Genomic DNA, 20,817 nt, shown 5'->3' on the forward strand with positions numbered 1-20,817 from the left:
CATGGATACCTACGACGTCGCCGTCGTCGGCTGCGGCCCGGTCGGACTGGCTCTCGCACGACTGTTGGCCATGAAGGGGCTCCGGGTCGCCGCCATCGACCCCAACCGGCTCGTCTGCCAGCATCCGCGCGCCACGCATCTCGACGACGAGACCATGCGCCTTCTGCAGACCCTCGGCGCGCAGGACATGGAACACCGGTTCCTGCGCCAAGCCGCCTGGACACTGCACCGGGAGGACGGGCAGGCCTTCCTCCAGCAGACGCTGCCCGAGGAGGAATCCGACCAGGGCTGGCGCACCGACTACCAGTTCCACCAGCCCGACTTCGAGTCGCGGCTGCGGGGTCTGCTGGCGGCGGACGCGAACGCAGACCTCTGGTTCGGCTGGACGGCCACCGCGATCGAGCAGGACGACAAAGCGGTGCGGCTCACGCTGCTCGACCGGTCGACCGGAGCCGAAACCACTCTCACGGCCGGCTACGCCGTCGGCTCGGACGGCGCCAACTCCTTCGTCCGGCAGGCGATGAACGCCGAAGTCGAGGACCTCCACGGCACTCAGCGATCCCTCATCGTCGACATCCACCCCTTCGAACACCCTGCACAACTCCCTGCGGACAGCGGATTCATCTGGTGCGAGGGGAAGCGGCCCGTGACCTACGTCCCGATCTTCCCGCCCATGCTCCGCTTCGAGTTCATGCTGCTCGACGAGGACGACGCGGCAGAGCTCGAACGACCGCAGTCGGTGTACGACCTCCTGAGCCGCTGGCTGGAGCCGGGCAGCTACCGCATCATGCGTACGGACACCTACGAATGGCACGCCCGGCTCGTGCACGGCTGGCGGTCCGACCGCCTGCTGCTCGCCGGCGACGCCGCGCACGAAATGCCTCCCATGCTCGGTCAGGGCATGTGCTCCGGGCTGCGCGATGCCGCGAACGTGGCGTGGAAGCTCGCCGCCGTGGTAAAGGGCGAGAGTCCCCAAGCCCTGCTCGACACCTACGAAAGCGAGCGGGCTGCGCACGTGCGCCCTTACATCGAGGAATCCGCTCGGCAGTCCAACCTGATCGAAGCCCTCGGAATGGGCGCGTTCCCGGAGCTGAACGGAACGCAGACGATCGAGAGGTACCGGCCGCTGCTGGGGCCAGGCGTGGTTGCCCGGCCCGGCGGAGCCATCGGGCAACTGAGCCCGCAGCCACGCGGCGCGAACGGGGAGAAGCTGGACGATGTGACCGGATATGGCTTCACCGTCGTGGGGAAGCCGGAGGTCACCTCCGCCGTGTCCGTGGACGTGCGGCAGCTATGGCGCCAACTCGGCGTAGTGGCCGTCCCGGAGACGGGGCCGGCCATCGACCGCTGGCTGGCCGAACACGCGGCGGCAGCGGCAATCATCCGTCCGGATCGCTACACCTTCGCGCTCGTCGCCGACACGGCGGAACTGGAGCGTGCCACCCGCGACCTGGCGCGGACGGCATCGGTACAGGAGGTGGGCGCGTGAAGGAGTACGCGGCCGGAATGACGTGGGGGGAGGGCCCCCGCTGGCAGCGCGGTGCACTGTGGCTGTCCGACACCCAGGGCGGAAAGCTGTGGACCGACCACGACGGCCCCTGGCGCGGCATCCCGCTGGATGCCGTCCCCAACGGCCTTTGGTTCCTGCCGGACGGGCGGCTGGTCGGGGCCATGATGCATCAACGGCGTATCGGCGTGTGGACCGGTGAGCAGTTCGACACCTACGCGGACCTGAGCGCGGTGGCCACCGGTCCGCTCGGCGACATGGTCGGCGACCCGCACGGCAACCTTTACGTGGATGACGTCGGCTTCGCCGCGCACGCCGGTGAGCCATCGCGACCGGGTCGGCTGCTGCGCGTTGCCGCAGACGGAGCGGTACAGGTGGCCGCCGAAGACGTTGAGTTCCCCAACGGGCTGGCCTTCGCCGGCGACGGCCGCACCCTGGTTGTCGCCGAGACCCCCCGGCAACGACTGACCGCCTTCACCGTCGCGGACGACGGTGCCCTCACGGACCGTCGCACCTACGCCGACCTCGCCCGGCTGATCGGCGACGACGTCCGGCCGGACGGAATCTGGGCGACACAAGAGGGAGTCTGGGTGGCCACCACGACCGGACACACCGTCGCCCTGGTGCGGGAGAACGAGCTGGTCACCTCGATCGGCACCGGGACGCTGCTGCCGATCGCATGCTGCGGCGACGGCGGGAACCGGCTCTTCGTCACCCTCGCCGACACCCATGGCCTCCCCCTAGGCGAGGCCATGGCCACAAAGGCAGTGCACACGACGGTCGCACTGCTCGAAGTAGCGAAGGCGGGAGACACCTCATGAGCACGAAGCCACCGGACTGGACCCCGACGACACAGGCTGTCGAAAGTGCCCGGATCACTGACTTCACACGGTTCGCCGCACAGCGCGCAGGACGTGATCTGAGCGGTGACTACCACACGCTGTGGGGGTGGTCGGTTGACGACGTGAACGGCTTCTGGGCCGCGGTGTGGGACTACTTCCGTCTGCCCGAGCGCCCAGCGGGACCCGCGCTGGCGACCGAGGCCATGCCGGGAAGCGTGTGGTTCCCCGGCAGCACGCTGAACTACACGGCCGAGGTGTTCCGCGACCGGACCGGCACCGACACCGCCGTCATCACGGTGACCGAGGACACCGGCCCGGTGGCCGTCACCTGGCACCAACTGCGCCGCCAGGTCGCCTCACTCGCGCAGGCACTCACAGGACTCGGCGTGCGCATGGGTGACCGGGTGGTGGGCTACCTCCCCAACGGGGTAGAGGCCATCACCGCCTTCCTCGCCACTGCCAGCCTGGGCGCGACCTGGGCGGTGTGCGGGCAGGACTACACCGCGGCCGCGGCCGCAGCACGGTTCACACAACTCCGGCCGACCGTGCTGATCGCCGCGACCGGCTTCCTCCACGGCGGGAAGCACATCGACCGCTGCCCCGACGTACAAGCCCTGCGCGACGCACTGCCGACCCTGGCGGCGACCATCGTCGTAGGGGACGCGACACGGGTGCCCGGCGCCCTCGGGTGGTCCGCGCTCACCGAACACGACGCCGACTTCGCACCCCGCCCCGTTCCGTTCGACCATCCGCTGTGGGTCGTGTTCTCCTCGGGCACGACCGGACGGCCGAAGGGCATCGTGCACGGGCACGGCGGGGTCGTGCTCGAGCACCTCAAAAACCTGGGCCTGCAGCTTGGCCTGCGCGCCGGGGACCGCCTGCTGTGGCACACCACGCCGAGCTGGATGACGTGGAACGTCCTGGTCGCTGGTCTGCTGCTGGGTGCCACAGCCGTGTGTTACGAGGGCAGCCCTACGTATCCCGGCACCGATGCGCTCTGGCAGCTCGCGGCCGGCCTGGAGGTGAAGGTCCTGGGTACCAGCCCCGGCTACCTGGCGGCGTGTCGCAAGGCCGGCGTGCGGATCACCGACCACTGTCCGGCCTCGCTCGAGCGCCTGGGCGTCACCGGCTCGACGTTCCCCGGCGACCTGCAGCACTGGGTCGCCGGCGAGCTCGGGCCCCGGGCACAGGTGGTGGGTACCAGCGGCGGCACCGACGTGGTCACCGCGTTCCTCGGTGCCACCCCCACCACTCCGGTCTGGGCCGGGGAGCTGTCCGCCCCCTGCCTGGGCGTGTCCGTGGAAGCCTTCGGCCCGGACGGGAAGCCGGTGCGGGGCGAGGTGGGGGAACTGGTGGTACTCCGGCCGATGCCGTCGATGCCGCTCTTCTTCTGGGACGATCCGGACGGCTCCCGCTATCGCAACGCCTACTTCGACGTATACCCGGGAGTGTGGCGGCACGGCGACTGGATCACCATCACCGATCAGGGCTCGGTGATCATGCATGGCCGGTCTGACGCGACCCTGAACCGCCACGGCATACGCATGGGCAGCAGCGACATATACGGCCCGGTGGAGGAGCTCGAGGAGATCGCGGAAGCTCTCGTCGTCGGGATCGAGCAGGACGGCGGCGACTACTGGATGCCGTTGTTCGTCACCACCACCGACGGCACCGACGTCGACGACGTGCTGCGCGAGAAGATCCGCAACGCCATACGCCACGGAGCCTCCCCCCGCCACGTACCCGACGAGATCATCCAAGCCCCCGGTATCCCGCACACCCGCACCGGCAAGAAACTCGAAGTCCCCGTGAAACGTCTGCTGCGCGGAGACGCTCAGGACACCGTGGTCGACCCCGGCAGCGTCGACAGACCAGAACTCATCGACTGGTACGCACGGATCGGCGCCGCTCACCGTACGCGACGTGGCACCGCTCTCCGTTCCGCTCCGTCCCGATCAGCGAACGGCAGACCCTAGAGCATTGAACGCTGCCCCGGGCTGCCCGAGGCCGAGGCCAGCAGCATCGTTCCTGACAGCGGGGCCAGTTCGTCCGAGACCTGCCTGCCGCCTCCGATCACCGCCACACCACCACAAGGCACGACGAAGGAGCCCTGCCATGACCTACATCGCGTTGGAAGAAGCTTTCATCATCCCGGAGTTGTTCTCGCGCCAACCCCCGTCGCCCCAGAAGATCCAGGTCAGCGACCAGTACGTGAAGGACTGGGGACGACGCCTGGGTGACTTTGAGGAGCACCGTCTTCCCGACATGGACGCACACGGCATCGACATCCAGGTCCTGTCGCTGAGCGTCCCCGGCATCCAAGCCGACACCGACGCCGGCGCCGCCGTCGACAACGCACAATTCGCCAACGACTTCCTCGCCCGGACCATCGCCCGCCACCCCACCCGCTTCAGGGGGTTCGCCGCCCTGCCCCTGCAGGACCCTGCCGCCGCCGTGACCGAACTCCAGCGCTGCGTCGAGCAGCTCGGATTCAAAGGTGCCCTGGTCAACGACCACACGCAGGGCCGATACCTGGACGATCCCGCATATGAGGAACTGTGGAGCGCGCTGGAAGAGCTCCGTGTGCCGTTGTACCTGCATCCCGGCTCGCTGCCCTGCGACGACTGGCACGTGATGCGCGGACGGCCCGAGATGTACGGGGCCAGCTGGAGCTGGCAGGCCGAAACCGGCGGCCACGCCATGCGGTTGATCTATGCCGGAGTGTTCGACCGGCACCCCGCCGCAACCCTCATCCTCGGGCACCTCGGCGAGTTCCTGCCGTTCCAACGCTCCCGCATCGACTCGCGCTACCGCTCGCTCCGGGTCGACGAACCGCTCCAGCGGATGCCGTCGCAGTACTTCGGGAGCAACATCCTGATCACCACGAGCGGGGTACTGGCCCCGGAGGCCGTACAAGCCGCCGTGCTGACCATCGGGGCCGACGCGGTCATGTTCGCGGTCGACTACCCGTACGAGGTTACGGCCGACGCGGTGGCCTCGATCGAGAAGGCTGACCTTCCGTCCCAGGTGAAGGAGAAGATTGCCCATCTGAACGCCAGACGTGTGCTGCGCATCTGACCGCAGCGCCTCGTCGGCAAGGTCGCCCAGCTCGGGCAGGGGGTCTGGTCCGGAGAAGACAGCGTGGCGGGCGGCGGCTCGGCAGCCGTGGGATGCTCGCCGAACAGGAGCGCCAGACCCCGCCGGTGCGACTCCCTGTTCTGCTGCTTCGGCCGGGCATCGGAGTCAGCCGACAGCCGCATCATGTTCCGCCCCCCTACTTGTCCTGCTCGCACCGCCCCGCCGACCTTCGGCGCGACGGCCGGAGCGGCGGCGCCGACGGGAGAGGAGGTGGACACGGGCATCGCACCTCCCCGGCGCGTGATCAGCTGTCAGACGGAGTCCGGGGTCAAGCCCGGGGCATCCCCGCACTGGGGCAGGAGGGCCGCGATCTCGTCTGCCGGGCGGGCTGTGTGCAGGCTGAGCAGGTCGGCGATCAGGTCGTCCAGGGGTGGCCAGGGAATGTTCCCGTGGTCGTTGTAGAGGCTGACCAGGCCGTGCAGCGCGGTCCAGAGCATGAGGCCGGCCTGCCACTGCTGCTCCGCCGAGGGCTGCCTGCGCTCTCCCTCAGCGGCGGCCGCCAGGGAGGTCACGACGGCCTCGAGCAGTTCGGCCCCGGCGCCGTGTGCTGATCCGGGGACAAGGTCGTCCGGCATCCGTCCGCCGAAGAGAGTGCGGTAATGGCCGGGCTGGTCGACTCCCCAGCGCACGTAGGCCGCGCACCGGGCGACGAGGTCGGCCAGTGGATCCGGGGCTGACTGCGCGGCCTGGTCCATCAAACGGGCCAGTTCCTCGTAGCGCAGCCGCAGCACGTGCTGGATCAATGCGCTCAGGTCGGGGAAGTGGCTGTAAATGCTGGCAGGTGCCACCCCGACCTCACGCGCTACCTGCCGCAGCGTCAGCGTCTCCGGCTGATCAAGGGTGGACAGCAGCTTCGCCGCGGCGTCTACGAGCTGGGCCCTGAGAACCTGCCCCTGCCCTCGTGGATTGCGGCGACGGGGAGCGGAGCGCTCCTGAGACGACATCTTCGCCCCCTTCTGACCGGTGCGAACAGTTGAGCAACAGATGTTCACCGTACAGGCAGCTCACGCCTTGACATCACTAACCAACGGTTGTTTACTCACGTAACCAACAGTTGTTCAGTTAAAAGGTGAATGATCATGCGCATAGCCGTACTCGGAGCGTCAGGGCGGACCGGCAGCGCGCTCGTCGACAAAGCGCTGGAACGTGGACACGAGGTCGTGGCCCTGGTTCGCACGCCGGCCAAGGTCACCGTGCCTGCGTCGGGGCATGTCGAGGTCCGGAAAGCGGATGTCACCGTCCCGCAGAGCTTCCCCGACCTGACCGACGTCGACGTGGCCGTCTCTGCCATCGGTATCGGTAAGGGCGACGGCCCGGGCGCACTGGTCGCCGGGGCCAGGGTGCTCGCCGCGGCGAACGTTCGCGCGACGGTATGGCTCGGCGCTCTGGGCTCGGGCGTGTCGAGTCGATCGGGTGGGCTGATCTATGCGGGGGTGATGCGGATGTTCGTCGGCTCGGAGCTGGCCGAGAAGGTCGAGGCCGACCAGATCGCCCTGGATGCCGGCGCCACGGTGTTCCACGCCCCGGACGTCACCGATGGCCCCCTCAGCCCTACCCGCCGCATCGTGCCGCTGGCGGACCTGCGGCGTCCGCTGCTGCCGCCCCGAATCTCCCGGGCCACGCTGGCCTCCTTGCTGCTGGACGAGGCCGAGACAGGCCGGCACGGTACCGGAATCGTCGTACCCCTGAGTTAGTCATCGGCTGACGCGCCGACCCCGTTGTCCCCAGGGCGGGAGCGAACCACCATCGGCAACCGCGATCGCGGTTGTGTAGACGGCCGTGCCCGGCACCGACGCGTGAGAGCGGGCTACCCCTCGTCCGGCACGCCGAGGTCAACGAGCACCGGCCGCCGCGGTACCCCGAACAAGGTCACTTGGGCGAATCAGACATCGCCTGGTGCGAGTAACTGCATCGGAAGGTCATCATGAGCAACTTCTCAGGAAAAATCGGACTCGTGACGGGTGCTGGTAGCGGAATCGGCCGCGCGACGGCGATCGAGCTGGCCCGGCAGGGCGCCACCGTCACCGTCACCGACATCAACGAGGCAACGGCCGTCGAGACCACCGAAATGATCAGGAAGGACGGCGGAGAGGCACTGGCGCTCAGCGTCGACATCGCCGACGAGGACGCGGTGCGGACGGCCGTCGAACGCACGGTCGAGACGTACGGCGGCCTCGACTTCGCCGTGAACAACGCGGGCCTCGACTCGCACCACCGACAGCTCGACCAAATGAGTCTGGAGGAGTTCGAGCGCGTGACCCACGTCAACCTGGGCGGGACCTTCCTCTGCATGAAGTACGAGCTGCCCGCCCTGCGCAGCCGCGGCGGCGGCGCGATCGTCAACGTCGCCTCCAACGGCGGCCTGTACGCGATCCCGACCGCCCCCGCCTACGTGGCAGCCAAGCACGGCATCGTCGGGCTCACCAAGGTCGCCGCCGTGGACTACGCGCCGCACAACATCCGCGTCAACGCCGTCTGCCCCGGCCCGACCCGTACACCCGGCTTCGAAAGGGTGGCGGCCGGCACCGACTTGATCGCGATGCAGGAGGCGATCACCCCACTGGGCCGGATGGCCACATCGGAAGAGGCCGCCGCAGCCGCAGTCTGGCTCTGCTCGGACGCCGCGTCCTACATCACCGGGATCGCGCTGTCGGTCGACGGCGGACGACGGGCATAAGGGTCATCGCGGTCGAGGAGTACACGGCCGGCGAAGCCCTCAGCCTGCCCCGGCCTCGGAACATCCGCACCACACAAGGACGGAGTCGTCAGCGACCCGACGACGGCTCATGAACAATCGAGGCTAAGGCTTGTCGCAACATTCCTTGATCATTAGGAGTGTGTCGACGGCGAGGCTGGGTGCAGGCACCAGGCGCTGAGGGCGGCAGCAGTCGCCCCGCCATGACCACGGCCGCCGGTGGACGAGGCGGGCTGTACGCCGGGTTCTGTGCCCAGGGACCTCGGGGTCGTCGCGGCGGTGGCCATCCATCCAGTGTGCTGCCCCGGAAGCCCCGAGGGTGCGTCGGTGGGTGAGGATGCGAAGGGCGCGTTCTCGTCGACGATCGGGGAGCGTTGTCCGGATGCGGGAGGACTACGGCCATCGCAAGGACGCCCTCCGCGCGATCGCCGTCGGAGCAGGCAGCGCCTCACGGGTGGTCACCTCCGCCGCCCTGATCATGATCACGGTCTTCGTCGCCTTCTTGTTCGGCGAGGACCCCGACGTCATGCCGATCGCCTTCGCACTCGCTTTCGGTGTCCTGGGCGACGCGTTCCTGGTCCGGATGACCCTCGTGCCCGCGGTCCTCGCTCTGCTCGGCGACCGCGCCTGGCGGATCCCGCGCCGCCTGGACCGCATCCTGCCGCACCTGGACGTCGAAGGCGACAACGTCAAGCTCGACCAGGTGCCCGCGACAGCCCTCGACGGGCCCCATCGGGAGAGCGAGTCCGTGGCACGGTGAACAATTCCGCCGATATTTGGGGAGCGGGAGGCCGCCGTCCCAACTCAAGGAGCGCAGATGAGTGTCAGGGATGTCCCCGCCAACGCCGGCCAAGGCCCCGACAGCGTCCTGGTCATCGACGACGACCCTGGTATCCGACAGTTGCTGATCTCCGCGCTCACTTTCGCCGGATTCACCGTGGACGTGGCGGGCGACCTGACCGAGGCGCTGGCCCAGGTCGCCCGCCGCTCGCCCGACGTCATCGTCCTGGACGTCATGCTCCCCGGGGCGGACGGCTTCGAGATCCTTCAGCTTCTGCGGGAACAGGGCATCACGGTCCCCGTGCTGTTCCTCACCGCACGTGACGCGGTGGAGGACCGGGTTCGCGGCCTGCGCCTGGGCGGCGACGACTACGTCACCAAGCCGTTCAGCGTCGTCGAGGTCGGCGCCCGCCTCCAGGCCCTGCTCCGCCGGGCCCGAGGCGGCCCGCCCACCGCGGAGGAGTCGACACTGTGCTGCGCCGACCTGGAGATCGACGACCTGCGCCACGAGGTGCGCCGCGGCGGCGACGTCATCGACCTGTCGCCCACCGAGTACCGGCTCCTGCACCACCTCATGTCCCACCAGGACCAGGTGCTGTCCCGATCGCAGATCCTCGAAGCCGTCTGGCAGTACGACTTCGGCGGCGACTCGGTCGTCGTCGAACGCTTCGTCTCCAATCTCCGTCGCAAGATCGACCACGGCCGCACCCCGCTGCTGCACACCGTGCGCGGCGTCGGCTACACCCTCCGACAGCAGGCCGCCCGATGAACCTCGCCGGTCTCCACGGTCGCCTGCACTTGTCCCGCGCCAGCGTCCGACTGCGCATCCTGGCCGGACTCGCCATCCTGCTCGTGGCCGGGCTGACGGCCAGCTCGGTGACCAGCGCGCTGCTGCTGGAGGACTTCCTCCACAAACGCTACGCCCGCACCCTGCAGGACACCGCCGCCCGTATGCGTGCCGTCATCGCGCAGGGCCCCCAGGTCGCCAACGGCGACCAGCTCTCCGCTCTGGTGGGCCCGCCGCTGGGCAGCGTCGCCGTCGACGGGCACGACCGGATCCTGCTGTCCACCGGAGCGGCCGACCTCGCCCCACAAGCGCTGGTACGCGTCACCGCCGCCGTCCCCGTGGGCCGCGTCGTCGCTTACGACAACGTCGAGGGCCTGGACGACCTCAGCGCCATCCGCATCCCCAGTCCCGGCATCACCCTGGAGAAGGCGGGCGAACCAGTGAAGCCGGCCGCGTTCATCCTGGCCATCGACACCTCCGTCGACGACTCCACCACCGACGCCCTGATCGCCCGCCAACTGGCCATCGTCGCCGGCGCTCTGGTCCTGCTGCTCGCCCTCGCCGTCCTAGTGCTGCGGGTGGGCATGCGGCCGCTGGCCAAGATGGCCGACAGCGCCGACGCCATCGCCGAAGGACACCTGACCGAACGCCTTCCCACTCGCGGAAACGGCAGCGAGACCGACCAGTTGGCCGAAGCTGTCAACCGGGCCTTCGACGCGCAGGCCCGCGCTGAGGCCACCGTCCGCTCGCTGGCCGCGGACACCTCGCACGAACTGCGCACTCCGCTGTCCACCATCTCCGGCTGGCTCGACCTGCACCGCCAGGGCGGACTCACCGGGCCGCGTCTGGAGACCGCCCTCGGCCACATCGAGAACGAGGTCGGCCGCATGCGGTTGCTGGTCGAGGACCTCTCGCTGCTCGCCCGCCTCGACGCCGGCAGGCCCATCGAGCAGGACCCTCTCGATCTGACCGCGCTGGCCGCCAGTGTGGTGGAGGACGCCCAGGTCATCTACCCCGACCGCAGCATCACGCTGACCGCCGGTGGACCCGCCCAGGTGACCGGCGATACCGCCCGCCTTCAGCAGGTGCTGCGCAACCTCGTCGGCAACGCTGTCCAGCACACCCCGGCACAGACCGCCGTGCAGGTCGCCGTCACCACCACCCCCGGACGCGTCCAGGTCGAGGTGGCCGACGACGGCCCCGGCATCGCACCCCAGGACCTGCCGCGCGTCTTTGAGCGCTTCTGGCGTGCCGAGGCCAGCCGCAGCCGCGCCTACGGCGGTTCCGGCCTGGGCCTGGCCATCGTGGAGGCGATCATCCATGCCCATCACGGTCAGGTCTCCGTGGAGTCCGCCGTGGGCGTCGGCACGACCGTCACCGTCCGACTCAACGCGCAGTGCACCGGTAGCGCGCCGCGGGACTGACCATCAACCCCCGCCTGGCGGCGCGTCCATCAGTGGATATCCGCTGCACTGCGGCGTGCTCGTCTCCACGATGTTGCGGCCCTTGCAGTCCTCGGCACCGAAGCCGATGGGTCGCCCGGGGTGTATGCGACGGTGGGCGCTCGAGAATGCTTTCCGGCGTAATCGCGGAATCAGCGGCCCACGTTGCGAGAGCGGCGTCGACGCACCCGAGCGCGGCCGCGATCAGCGAATGCGGCGCGGATCGGCGGCGTCAGACGCATCCGTCCCGGGTCGCCGCGCGATCTCCGGTCGAAGCAGCGGATATCACAGAAGAGCAGCAACTGGCGGCGGCGCTATGCCATCCGCGCGGGCTGCGAGGCCACCGTCTTCGAAACGGTCCACGCGCACGGCCTGCGGCACTGCCGCTACCGCGGCCTGGCGAAAACGCACGTCCAGCACGTGCTCACCGCTGCCGGGGCCAACATCATCCGCATCAGCGAACACTGACCACCAGGCATTACACCAGCATCGCCGCCTCGACCACCCAGCCACTTCCAGCAGCTCTGCCGAAGGCTCCCCACCTAGAGATCACCAACAGCATCCAGAAGATGAGCCAGAGCCGCTGAACGTGAACAAAGCCAGGTGGGTGAACGTCAGCGGGCCGAGTGGGCGCCGGCCATCAGCGCGGCGAGGTCCTCGGGCTGCAGGAAAGAGGGGGGAGGGGGCGGGCCCCAGCTGAAGAGGCTCTTGGCGGCCTCCCAGACCTCGGGCTTCCACAGCGCGTCGTCGACGACGCAGTCCATGTCGGAGTAGTACTCGGAGAAGTTGCCGGCCGGGTCCTTGAGGTACCAGAAGAAGTTCGAGCCGACGTGGTGGCGCCCCAGACCCCAGATGTGGCGCTCGGGGTGCTCCCGCAGCATCGCCGTGGCGCCGCGGCCGATCTCGTCGACGTCGTCGACCTGCCACGAGGTGTGGTGGACGAAGTTGACGGGCCCGCTTGACACCAGGATGTTGTGGTGCTCGGTCGAGCAGCGCATGAACGAGGAGAGCCCGGGTACCTCGTCGCTGATCTTCAGGCCGATGCCCTCGGCGAAGAAGCGCTGGCTGGCCTCCTGGTCCGTCGAGCCTATGACGACGTGTCCGAGCTTGCGCGGCCGGACCCTGCCCTCGCGCAGGATCCCCGGGGCGCGGCCGGTGCCGCGGTCCGTGCGGCCCGGCCCGTTGTACGCCGTCGCCGGCGCCTCCGGTTGCTCGATGCGCGGGGTGACCGTCACCTCGACCTGTACGCCGGTGATCGGCTCGACGGCGGCGACGCGCGTGTCCGAGGCGTCCGCCGTCAGGTCGAGCCGGCGCAGCCGGGACTCGATCGCGCCGATGTCATCGGGGTTCTCCGCGCCGATCGACAGCGCCACGAGCCGGCGGGCGCGTGAGGCGACGAGGCGGAGCTGGCGGCCTCCGTCGGCGGTGGAGAGCCAGCCGTCGTCCTTGCGGGTCAGCCCGAACTCCTCGTAGTACCGGGTCGTGGCGTCCACGTCGGGGACGCCGATCGTGACCGAGCTGAGTCGGTGCAGGGCCATCAGGAGACCTCCTTGGTCGCCTCGGCGACGAAGCGCTGGCGCAGCTCGCCGATCCCGTCGAATGGCGTGCCGCGCAGTTGACGGATCGTAGGCGGGGGCGGACGCGGGATCGGGGTCGACCCCGGCGGATCGCGGGAACCGGACCTGCTCGCCGATCCACGGTACGGACATCAGCAACCGACCTGCGCGAACTTCTCAACACGGCTGCTCAACCCGCAGGTCTCGCCGCCTTGACAGCGATAACCTACACCTGTTTACTCATCTCGCCAACAGTTGTTCAGTCACGAGTTGGGCCGGGACCGCACCACGGTGGTCGGCGCGACCGGAAGGACCGGTCGTCGGCTCGTCGACTCCGCCCTGGACTTCGCGCCGGACCGCTCGCGGATCTACGACGCTCCGTCCTGTCGCCGCGCTCATGCCGGGCGCGGCGCGGGTTCTTTCGAGGACCGGTGCCGGACTCCGGGGGTGATCCACGCGCTTCCCCGTCGGACGCCGGGATCGCGCCGGTCCCAGGGGGCCGGAGCGTTCGTGACGTCGGGGCGGTGCCGCACACGAAGGGCGCGACGGACCGTCAGGCAACCGTCAAGCGCAGCGCGGGCCGGCCGTCAAGTGGGCCGGTGAGGATCGCTGTTGTCACTTCCACTATCTGAAAGGGATTGGATCATGGCTGCGCTCCTGTACCGGCTGGGCGCCTTCGACGTGGGAGTGGAGTTCCACGGATCGTTCCAGAACAGCGGATCCATCCCCGGCTCCCCGGCCCAGACCGCGCTGACGAGGATGGACCGGCACTGGCCGGACCCGAACGGCATCGGTGGTCCGGACGCGAGGCGCTCGGGCGGGTCCCGCGCTCGATCCGCGTGGACGAAAGTCTCCTGACGGGCGATCACCCAGCCGAACACCGAAGGATCCCGCGGCCGCGGGGCGCCTTCCAGCGGATCACGTCCGTTGCCCGACGGCCGACAGACGTGCTCCGCCACCGCACGGCCGAGCGCGTCTTCGTTATCGGCCAGGCCACACCATCGTCCCCCTGTGGACGTCACCGCTCGCTGTGTGCCCTTCCTACCAGCGACTGTGCAGAGAGAACGGATCATCATGCGTATTGCAGCGCCCGGCGCTCGGACATCTGCCGCCGCGTCCGCGGGACGGCTCGCCGTCAAGGTCCCGGAAATCACGGCCCTGTTCTGGGTCGTCAAGATCCTCACCACCGGGATGGGCGAGACTTTCTCGGACTTCCTGGTTAGCCACTTGAACCCGGGACTCGCCCTGGGCAGCGGCGCGATCGCGTTCACGGTGGCGCTGATCGCCCAATTCCGCACCGACCGCTACCGCATCTGGATCTACTGGTCGGCCGTGACCATGGTGGCCATCTTCGGCACCATGGTCGCCGACGCTCTCACCTACCTGGTCGGTCTTCCGTACCTGGTGACGACCGCGGGGTGCTTGATAGTGCTGGCCGTGGTCTTCGTCTGGTGGCATGCGAAGGAGAAGACCCTGGATGTGCACAGCATCACCACTCCGCGCCGGGAACGCTTCTACTGGACGATGGTGATGACCACCTTCGTGCTCGGCACCGTCGCCGGCGATCTGACAGCCGACTTGCTGCACCTGGGGTACCTGGGTTCGATCGTGTTGTTCGCCATCGCGATTGCCGTCCCGGCCGCCGCGCACCGCTGGGCGGGTCTGGGGACCGTCGCCGCGTTCTGGTCCGCCTACATCATCACCCGCCCGCTCGGCGCCTCGATCACCGACTGGCTGTCCCAGTCGCGTCATGACGGCCTGAACTTGGGGACCGGATGGATCAGCCTCGGCGCGACGATCGTCATCGTCGCGCTGCTCGGACTGCTGACGACGCGCGGCGACCGCCCGGCCGCCGGCCTGCGCTCCGACGCCGTCCGCCCCGGCGAGGCGGACGCCTCGCTGTAGGTGTCCATCGTGGTGGCGACGACGTGCCGTCGCGGTCGGTCGCGCGCCGGAAGGGACTCGGCATGGAGACGGCCGCGCCGCAGGAGCCGATCAGGCCGGGCGGCGGGCACGGGCCGACGCCTCGGTTGCTGGGGGAGGTCGGTGGAGCCGATATCGCCCGGCGTCGCCGCCGGCACCCGTCATGCGGTGGCGGCTGGCGGCGGAGGCGGGGCGGCAGGCGCCGGGGCGGGAGTCAGGCTCACGTCGGCGCCCTGACGGCTCATCGGGGGCTTCGAAGCGGCGGCGGTGACGGCATGGGTCGCCGCGGTCAGCTCGCCGGACTGCATGGCCGGTTTCCGGCAGCGGTCCCGGTGGCGGCCACGGCCGCGGGCCGCCTGCGCGCAAGGCCGCCACGATCATCGTAGCCAACACGCGGACCATGATGGGAAATCGGTACGTTGTGGAGAAGGACACCAAGTCCCTGGCTGGGGAACGGGATCTTCCCTTGCCGGTACCGGTGCCGGCTGCCCTCAAGTCGTTCAGGCCTCGTGCATCAGCCGCTCGACCCGCTTGCGGCCCACGCGCGTGCCCTCGCGTTTGAGGACGGCGTGCACGCGCGGCGAGCCGTAATTGCCGCCGGACTCCGCGTGGATCTCCTTGATCCTCTCGGTCAGCTCGACGTCGCGGCGCCGTCGTTCGCACAGCTCCTTTTCCGCGCGGCGCCAGCGGTAGTAGGTGGAGGAGGCGATGTGCAGTTCCCGCAGGACGCACTCGACTCCCAGGCGGGGATGCTCGTCGACGAGCGCCGTCACCTGGGCCGGTGTATGCACGCGGCATGTCGCCGAGCGTGGGCCCGCCGCACGTCGCCGGACGTGACATCAGTCCCGGATGGCGTCCGCAGGCCGTAGCCGGGGCTACCTGAGATGGAGGAGTGAGTAGGCGGCGAAACCGAAGAAGAGGAAGGCGACGCCTCGGGTGATCCAAGGTGCTGCGCGGGTGTAGAGCTTGCGGACGGCGTGCAGACCGACGACCCAGACCAGCAGGGCGTCGGCTGTGATGCAGCCCAGGGCGCTGGCGAGGAGGAACAGGGGCACAGTAGCGGCGGTGAGCAGGTCGATGTTCCCGGCGATGACGGCCGTGAAGATGGCCAGGGTGACGGGGTAGCTCTTGGGGTTGGTCAAGCCGAACACGGCGCCATGGGCGAGGGGACGGCGCGCGTAGGCAGAGGCACCGCTGTCGGGTGCGGAGGCCGCCGCCAGCGCCCGGATGCCGAGGTAGACCAGGTACAGGGCGCTGGCGACGGTCAGGACGGTGAAGACCGCCGGGGACAGGAGCTGCACCCAGCGCAGGGCGATCAGGGCGAGCAGGGCCCACATGAGGTCGCCGGCCAGGTGGCCGAGGAGGAAGTGGGCGGCCGGGCGGCGCCCGCTGCCGGTGCCGATGTGCAGCACGGTGAGCACGCCGGGCCCGGGGGTGAGGACCACCAGGGCGCAGGAGAGGGCGGTGGCGAGCAGGAGGGTGAGCACATCGGCTCCTCGGTCGTGGTGGCGGGCACCGGCCGGGGGGGGGGGAGGGAGGTTGTCAGGCGAGTTGGCTGTCGGAGATGCGGGCGGATCCGGAGACGGTGCCGTGCTGGTCGGCGTAGCTGCGGATGGTGCGGGTGGCCTCGACGAGTTCGTCCCAGCCGACATGGCTGAAGATCTTGCACCAGTCCATGGAGATCTCGTCGAAGTCGATGATGTCGGTGCGGCCGTATTTGTCGGGCATGGAGTCGAGGAGCTTGTCGTCGAGGATCTCGAAGCCCTTGTCCTTCGCCGCGGCTCGTGCGAGGTCGGGGTTCATCATCCAGCGGCCGGTCAGGGCGCCGAAGTCGGGGTAGAGGGGCTGGGCTTCGAGCGCGGCCATCATCTCGTTGTCGATCAGCCAGCGGGCGAAGGTGATGGTGTTGTCCAGGCTCTCGTGGTTCTCGCCGGGGCCGCCGAGGACGAGTGAGCCGTAGATGGGCAGGCCGGCTTCCTTGAACAGGGTGCAGGCGCGCTGGTTGTTCTCCAGGCTGTCGCGCGGGCCCTTGAGCAGCTTGAGCATGCGGGTGTCGCCGGATTCCAGGCCCATGTTGACCCGGTACACGCCCAGGCGCAGGTACAGGTCGACGATGCGCTCGGTGGTCTCGGCGGCCTGGGTGTAGACGAAGAACTTCGGGTCGCCGATGTCCTTGGGCCGGGTCTCCACCAGCCGTTCCACCCAGCGCGGGGAACTGCTCATGCTGTCGAACGCCTCGTAGAAGATGGTGGCCGCGACCTGCTGCTGTGCGGCGCGGACGTCGTGCCAGAAGACTTCGGGGGAGGAGAAGCGCAGGCTGAGGTCGGCGATGCCGCAGAAGTGGCAGGGGTGGTTGACGCGTGCGCAGCCGCGGGCCCGGTTGATGGTGGTGACGCCGGTGACGTCCTCGTCGTCGTGCAGGCTTCCGTACCGGGCCAGGTAGTTCTGCCGGTAGCGTTCCCAGTTGGCCGCGGGCATCAGGGAGCGGTCGGGTATCGGGATGGCGTCCAGGACGTTGCTGACCAGGGCTCCGCCGCCTATACCGATGAGCGGGGCGGGGATTTCCGGCAGGCGGTTGTGAGCGATGCCCTCATCGGCGCGGTGCAGCAGTTCGGGCACGGAGGGGATGGGTCGCTTGCCGTCCAGGGCGTCGATGAAGGCGGACAGGGCGAACTCGCCGACGTCCGCGGCGCACACGTAGTCCACGCTCTCGCGGTGGGCCAGGATCTGCCGGGCCATGGCCGCCGCCTGGTCGTTGCCCAGGATGGTCACGGCCCCGGCGTTCTTCCCGGCCTCGGCTAAGCGAAGCGTGTTCACATACGAGGTGCCCAGGGCGCTCAGTCCCAGGACGTCCGGTTCGAAGTCCCGGATGAGCTGTTCGATCTCCGGCATCGAGGTGATCTGGCCGTCGAGTGCGATCACGTCCAGATACGGGTGGTCGCGCAGCAGGACCGTGGCGAGTGAGACCACGCCCAGGGCCGGGAACGTGCCGTCGTTGGCGATCGAGGACACGTCTCCGTCGGTGCCGGCATTGACGAGGAGGACTTTCTGCACGTGCTTCACGGCGGTTTCTTCTCCTTCGGCAGAGCGCGCGGGCGCGCGGAAAAGGGCCGTGACCAGGCCACGGCCCGTGCTCATCCGGCGGGAATCGGGCAGGGCTTACACGGAGCCGTCGGCAAGCGGGGCCCGGGCGGCGACGTGGGGCTGGGCGACGGCGAGGACGAAATGAAGCTCGCTCTTTCCGGTGTGCCGGTAGGTGTGCGTACGGTCGGCGGCGAAGACTGCCGAGTCTCCCCGGTGCAGCACGATGGAATCGCCAGCCACTTGGATCTCCAGGGAACCGCGCAGCACACTCACCGTCTCCCGGGTACCGGGGATGTGCGACTCGCCTCCGTAGCTGTCGCCCTCGTACATCGTCCAGTCCCACATCTCCAAGGACGAGGGCGGCTCGGATCCCACCAGCAGCACACCCCGCCCGGGACTGTGCTCACTCCGCCACAGACACGCCCCCTCCCCGGCCCGCACTACACGGGCCAGCGGCAGCTCTGAGGTCTCGACCAGCCGGGACAGGGTCGTCCCCAAGGCATCCGTCAGCCTGCACAGCGTGCCGATACTCGGGTTCGTACGGCCCTGCTCGATGTGCACGAGCATGCCCTTGCTGACCCCGGAGCGAGCGGCCAGAGTCTCCAGGGACCACCCCTGGGCCACCCGCGCAGCGCGCACCCCTCGCGCAACCGCACGCGTCACCGCCGCCGCCGGATCAGCCACACCACACCCCGCATCAATGTGTTGCCCTCCATGGACCAATTCATTGCAACATGCATCGCTCGGCAGCGCCACGCCGCACCCCCGCCTCGCACGGGCGACAAGCGATAACAAGACACCTGGCCAGGCTCCGTCGCGACACCGCGCCGCCCAGGCCGACCTACTCGACGCCCTCCCCGGAGTCCGTCTCCCCGACCTGGACGAGCTGCGGACCCGGGGCGTGCTCGGGACCCGCCCGGCGACGACCCCGGCCCCGCGGCGAACCCTCGGAGCCGGCGGCCGCGCCGACGAGGAGCAAACCCCCGCCGTCTGAGCCGGCTTACCGGCTGGCTTCGGTGTGCTCGCGAATCGCGCGGGCCACCTCGAGCCAGGAACGCTAAGAAGTCCCTCGTCTGGCATTTCGTCCCGGCACGTCTATCGGGGCCGCTCGTTGGATCGGACATGACGGAACCCTCGTACCAGGACAATGTGCTCGCCGAACTCGGCGACGACAAACTGACCGAGATCGCTGCCCTGCTCGGCACCGACGTCGCCGGCGCCCGTGACACGGTTGCGACCATGGTTGGGGCCATGCTCGGCGGCCTCCAGGAGAAGGCCGCCGATGACAACGACGGCGATGAGGTCCGCCAGGCATTCTCGGAGGTCGGCGAGTCCCAGAACCTAGGCCGTTTTTACGTCCGGGTTCCGTTCCATGCCTCGCGCCGTGATGATCACCGTGTGGGGCGGGGGGATCTTGCTGATGAGCAGTGGTCAGTGCTGGAGTCGTTGCTGCCTGCGGCGGGTGGGAGTCGCAGGTGGCCGGGGCGGCGACGGCTGGTGGATGGTGTGCGTTGGCGGGTGCGGACGGGTGTTCCTTGGCGTGACCTGCCGCCTGAGTACGGGCCCTGGCAGACCGTGTGATCGACTATCGCGAGCGCCATGCGGTCGAGTGCGGGATCAGCCGTCTCAAGCAGCACCGGGCAGTGGCCACCCGATTCGACGAGCTCGCGGTTCGGTACGAGGCGACGGTTCACGTCGCGGCGATCCACCAGTGGTTGTGAGCCATCGGGCGGCCCGGCGGCCGTGCCATACGAGGCTTCGGGCACTGGTTCCTCTCGTACGGCTTCTCATCTCGCTTGCCGGGCCCGTACTGTCTGGCAGTACCAGTACGTCCCGTCGCTGTCAGGGCTGCTTGCCACCCTCCCGCGCGTCTCCGCGGTTAGGCTGCCCTCAGCTTCGCCGGCCTGCTGCGGCAGGCCAGCGGCGGGGGTCTTTCACCCCCGCCCGGAAATAGCGGCGCCTCGCGGCGCACCATCGCGTACTTGAAGTCGATGCGGCAGCGGACCGCCTTGGCGGCCTGCCGGTCCGACAGGCCGAGCAGGAACCGCAGCACGCAGACGGTGGCCAGTTGAAGCAGGCGAGAGACCCGCCCGCCCATCCCGCGGGTACCAGCCGGCGAAGTCCTCGTCGCACCACGGCCCATCCAGCCGGTCACGCACCCATGTCGCCGTCGTACCAGCCGGGTCGCTCGCCCGCGCAGCCTGCGCTGTCAGAGGCGGGACTTGCTCACCGGAACGGGGGCGAAGGGACAACGGGCACCTCGACAGCTGTGTCGGTCGGCGGAACTACCGAGCATGCCCGTTGACCACGCTGCCGCACCGGGAAGCTCCAAGATCCCCGACAGAGTCAGACCAGCACGCCGCAGGCGCGCTTTTGGGCCAAGGTCGCCGGTGTAGCGGAAGACGTTTCCGTTGGAGTTGACGCCCCACACGTTGCTCCTCGACCCGACCCGCGATGCGCGTCAGGCCGCCGCTGATCCGCTTCCAGTCGGACACGCCGCCGACTCCTCTCCGCTCGGAAGTGATGCGAGCGGCAATACGCCGGAAGCATGCCGGCGCGACGCCCGTATCCGAGTGATCTGTCCGGTGAGAGGCCCAGGGGTGGGGGCCGTATACAGAGGCCCGGAAGTGAGCGTCCCGCGTGGGTCATTCGGCATGGCGCCGCCCTGCACGGCTGCGGATTCCTCGATGTTGGGCATGCGTAGATCACTGATCTTGACTCGCTGCCCGGGAGGAAGCCGCATGGTCACACCGACGCGCCCTGTTCGCCGTGTACACCGAGAACGGCGGTTCGATCTGCGCGCCACCGCTCTGTTCTTCGCGCTGCTGGCGATCATCTTCTGCGTCCTGGCGTTCTTGGTGCGCACCGCGGCCGACGCCGTCGAGCGTCGTCCCCTGTGGGCCGTGATCCTCACCCTGCTCGGCGTCGGGGTCGTTCTGATGTCCCGGTCCAGGTGGCGCAAGGCGTCTGTCACGCGCTGCGCCGGCCGGGCCGCCCGGGCACTGCAGGAGGCAGCCGAGATGGCGTCCGCCGACCTGCGCGACACCGCGGTGGTCGAAGCCG

The 20,817-nt window shown here is 69.2% G+C and carries 21 protein-coding genes and 1 pseudogene; 15 read left to right on the plus strand and 7 right to left on the minus strand.

Translation table 11 applies throughout. From position 1 onward, the window contains the following. The first annotated feature begins 1 nt into the window (after position 1). Genes ACZ60X_RS42505 through ACZ60X_RS42520 form a run of 4 tightly spaced genes read left to right on the plus strand, consistent with a single transcriptional unit; the run spans position 2 to position 5,427 of the window. Positions 2-1,489 carry a bifunctional 3-(3-hydroxy-phenyl)propionate/3-hydroxycinnamic acid hydroxylase gene (locus ACZ60X_RS42505; RefSeq protein ID WP_469610953.1) on the plus strand — a complete coding sequence of 496 codons (1,488 nt, stop codon included), beginning with the start codon at positions 2-4 and terminating at the stop codon, positions 1,487-1,489. Then, on the plus strand, positions 1,486-2,328 hold the full coding sequence (locus ACZ60X_RS42510; RefSeq protein WP_469610955.1) for an SMP-30/gluconolactonase/LRE family protein: 843 nt from the start codon (positions 1,486-1,488) through the stop codon (positions 2,326-2,328). Before ACZ60X_RS42505 ends, ACZ60X_RS42510 begins: the two co-directional genes overlap by 4 nt. Then, positions 2,325-4,325 (plus strand): acetoacetate--CoA ligase, encoded by a 2,001-nt coding sequence (locus ACZ60X_RS42515; protein ID WP_469610957.1) that lies wholly within the window; start codon positions 2,325-2,327, stop codon positions 4,323-4,325. Before ACZ60X_RS42510 ends, ACZ60X_RS42515 begins: the two co-directional genes overlap by 4 nt. After that, positions 4,273-5,427: an amidohydrolase family protein gene (locus ACZ60X_RS42520; protein WP_469610959.1), complete on the plus strand. Its 1,155-nt coding sequence runs from the start codon at positions 4,273-4,275 to the stop codon at positions 5,425-5,427. Before ACZ60X_RS42515 ends, ACZ60X_RS42520 begins: the two co-directional genes overlap by 53 nt. A gap of 311 nt (positions 5,428-5,738) precedes the next feature. Here ACZ60X_RS42520 and ACZ60X_RS42525 read toward each other — a convergent pair whose 3' ends face one another. Beyond that, positions 5,739-6,431: a TetR/AcrR family transcriptional regulator gene (locus tag ACZ60X_RS42525; RefSeq protein WP_469610961.1), complete on the minus strand. Its 693-nt coding sequence runs from the start codon at positions 6,429-6,431 to the stop codon at positions 5,739-5,741. 135 nt (positions 6,432-6,566) lie between these two features. Here ACZ60X_RS42525 and ACZ60X_RS42530 point away from each other — a divergent pair, with 135 nt between their 5' ends. The 6 genes from ACZ60X_RS42530 (at position 6,567) to ACZ60X_RS42555 (ending at position 11,659) form a co-directional block, all read left to right on the plus strand. Next, positions 6,567-7,181 (plus strand): NAD(P)-dependent oxidoreductase, encoded by a 615-nt coding sequence (locus ACZ60X_RS42530; RefSeq protein ID WP_469610964.1) that lies wholly within the window; start codon positions 6,567-6,569, stop codon positions 7,179-7,181. Positions 7,182-7,411: 230 nt separating this feature from the next. Beyond that, positions 7,412-8,164, plus strand: coding sequence for an SDR family NAD(P)-dependent oxidoreductase (locus ACZ60X_RS42535; RefSeq protein WP_396245764.1), 753 nt, complete (start codon positions 7,412-7,414; stop codon positions 8,162-8,164). 400 nt (positions 8,165-8,564) lie between these two features. Next, positions 8,565-8,942, plus strand: a complete 378-nt coding sequence (locus ACZ60X_RS42540; protein WP_469610966.1) for an MMPL family transporter — start codon at positions 8,565-8,567, stop codon at positions 8,940-8,942. A gap of 57 nt (positions 8,943-8,999) precedes the next feature. Continuing rightward, positions 9,000-9,731: a response regulator transcription factor gene (locus ACZ60X_RS42545; protein ID WP_469610968.1), complete on the plus strand. Its 732-nt coding sequence runs from the start codon at positions 9,000-9,002 to the stop codon at positions 9,729-9,731. Positions 9,732-9,760: 29 nt separating this feature from the next. After that, a complete protein-coding gene (locus ACZ60X_RS42550; RefSeq protein WP_469610970.1) occupies positions 9,761-11,173 on the plus strand; it encodes a sensor histidine kinase in 1,413 nt (470 codons plus the stop codon). A gap of 183 nt (positions 11,174-11,356) precedes the next feature. Beyond that, positions 11,357-11,659: a transposase gene (locus ACZ60X_RS42555; RefSeq protein WP_469610972.1), complete on the plus strand. Its 303-nt coding sequence runs from the start codon at positions 11,357-11,359 to the stop codon at positions 11,657-11,659. A 146-nt stretch (positions 11,660-11,805) separates the two neighbouring features. Here ACZ60X_RS42555 and ACZ60X_RS42560 read toward each other — a convergent pair whose 3' ends face one another. Further along, on the minus strand, positions 11,806-12,729 hold the full coding sequence (locus ACZ60X_RS42560; protein WP_469610974.1) for a VOC family protein: 924 nt from the start codon (positions 12,727-12,729) through the stop codon (positions 11,806-11,808). A 663-nt stretch (positions 12,730-13,392) separates the two neighbouring features. On the opposite strand from ACZ60X_RS42560, the gene ACZ60X_RS42565 reads away from it, so the two are divergent. Together ACZ60X_RS42565 and ACZ60X_RS42570 are read left to right on the plus strand one after the other, a co-directional pair. Then, entirely contained in the window at positions 13,393-13,605 is a 213-nt protein-coding gene (locus ACZ60X_RS42565) for a hypothetical protein (protein ID WP_469610977.1), read from the plus strand. A gap of 153 nt (positions 13,606-13,758) precedes the next feature. Then, positions 13,759-14,652 (plus strand): COG4705 family protein, encoded by an 894-nt coding sequence (locus ACZ60X_RS42570; protein WP_469610979.1) that lies wholly within the window; start codon positions 13,759-13,761, stop codon positions 14,650-14,652. A 518-nt stretch (positions 14,653-15,170) separates the two neighbouring features. Here ACZ60X_RS42570 and ACZ60X_RS42575 read toward each other — a convergent pair. The 4 genes from ACZ60X_RS42575 to ACZ60X_RS42590 all read right to left on the minus strand — a co-directional run bounded on the left by ACZ60X_RS42575 (position 15,171) and on the right by ACZ60X_RS42590 (position 18,834). Next, positions 15,171-15,443 carry an IS3 family transposase gene (locus ACZ60X_RS42575; RefSeq protein ID WP_469610981.1) on the minus strand — a complete coding sequence of 91 codons (273 nt, stop codon included), beginning with the start codon at positions 15,441-15,443 and terminating at the stop codon, positions 15,171-15,173. Between the two features lie 102 nt (positions 15,444-15,545). Further along, positions 15,546-16,157, minus strand: a complete 612-nt coding sequence (locus tag ACZ60X_RS42580) for a LysE family translocator (RefSeq protein ID WP_469610983.1) — start codon at positions 16,155-16,157, stop codon at positions 15,546-15,548. A gap of 55 nt (positions 16,158-16,212) precedes the next feature. Further along, positions 16,213-17,733, minus strand: a complete 1,521-nt coding sequence (locus tag ACZ60X_RS42585; protein ID WP_469610986.1) for a B12-binding domain-containing radical SAM protein — start codon at positions 17,731-17,733, stop codon at positions 16,213-16,215. 96 nt (positions 17,734-17,829) lie between these two features. Next, complete coding sequence (locus ACZ60X_RS42590) at positions 17,830-18,834, minus strand: helix-turn-helix domain-containing protein (RefSeq protein ID WP_469610988.1); 1,005 nt, start codon at positions 18,832-18,834, stop codon at positions 17,830-17,832. Positions 18,835-18,876: 42 nt separating this feature from the next. Between ACZ60X_RS42590 and ACZ60X_RS42595 the strand changes: the two genes are divergently transcribed. Beyond that, positions 18,877-19,335, plus strand: coding sequence for a transposase (locus ACZ60X_RS42595; protein WP_469610990.1), 459 nt, complete (start codon positions 18,877-18,879; stop codon positions 19,333-19,335). Beyond that, entirely contained in the window at positions 19,332-19,475 is a 144-nt protein-coding gene (locus tag ACZ60X_RS42600; protein WP_469610992.1) for a hypothetical protein, read from the plus strand. The genes ACZ60X_RS42595 and ACZ60X_RS42600 overlap by 4 nt, the downstream gene beginning before the upstream one ends. A gap of 158 nt (positions 19,476-19,633) precedes the next feature. Here ACZ60X_RS42600 and ACZ60X_RS42605 read toward each other — a convergent pair whose 3' ends face one another. Further along, complete coding sequence (locus ACZ60X_RS42605; RefSeq protein ID WP_469610995.1) at positions 19,634-19,852, minus strand: hypothetical protein; 219 nt, start codon at positions 19,850-19,852, stop codon at positions 19,634-19,636. A 643-nt stretch (positions 19,853-20,495) separates the two neighbouring features. Between ACZ60X_RS42605 and ACZ60X_RS42610 the strand changes: the two are divergent. Beyond that, positions 20,496-20,817 (plus strand): annotated as a pseudogene (locus ACZ60X_RS42610) (restriction endonuclease); the annotation flags it as partial.

It is taken from the genome of Streptomyces sp. NPDC104106 (assembly GCF_055584345.1).

Coding starts and splice junctions, on each gene's coding strand:
- ACZ60X_RS42505 (WP_469610953.1), top strand. CDS start 2: ATGGATACCTACGACGTCGCCGTCGTCGGCTGCGGCCCGGTCGGACTG.
- ACZ60X_RS42515 (WP_469610957.1), top strand. CDS start 2,325: ATGAGCACGAAGCCACCGGACTGGACCCCGACGACACAGGCTGTCGAA.
- ACZ60X_RS42525 (WP_469610961.1), bottom strand. CDS start 6,431: ATGTCGTCTCAGGAGCGCTCCGCTCCCCGTCGCCGCAATCCACGAGGG.
- ACZ60X_RS42530 (WP_469610964.1), top strand. CDS start 6,567: ATGCGCATAGCCGTACTCGGAGCGTCAGGGCGGACCGGCAGCGCGCTC.
- ACZ60X_RS42535 (WP_396245764.1), top strand. CDS start 7,412: ATGAGCAACTTCTCAGGAAAAATCGGACTCGTGACGGGTGCTGGTAGC.
- ACZ60X_RS42540 (WP_469610966.1), top strand. CDS start 8,565: ATGCGGGAGGACTACGGCCATCGCAAGGACGCCCTCCGCGCGATCGCC.
- ACZ60X_RS42545 (WP_469610968.1), top strand. CDS start 9,000: ATGAGTGTCAGGGATGTCCCCGCCAACGCCGGCCAAGGCCCCGACAGC.
- ACZ60X_RS42560 (WP_469610974.1), bottom strand. CDS start 12,729: ATGGCCCTGCACCGACTCAGCTCGGTCACGATCGGCGTCCCCGACGTG.
- ACZ60X_RS42565 (WP_469610977.1), top strand. CDS start 13,393: ATGGCTGCGCTCCTGTACCGGCTGGGCGCCTTCGACGTGGGAGTGGAG.
- ACZ60X_RS42590 (WP_469610988.1), bottom strand. CDS start 18,834: ATGCCAGACGAGGGACTTCTTAGCGTTCCTGGCTCGAGGTGGCCCGCG.
- ACZ60X_RS42595 (WP_469610990.1), top strand. CDS start 18,877: ATGACGGAACCCTCGTACCAGGACAATGTGCTCGCCGAACTCGGCGAC.
- ACZ60X_RS42605 (WP_469610995.1), bottom strand. CDS start 19,852: ATGGGCGGGCGGGTCTCTCGCCTGCTTCAACTGGCCACCGTCTGCGTG.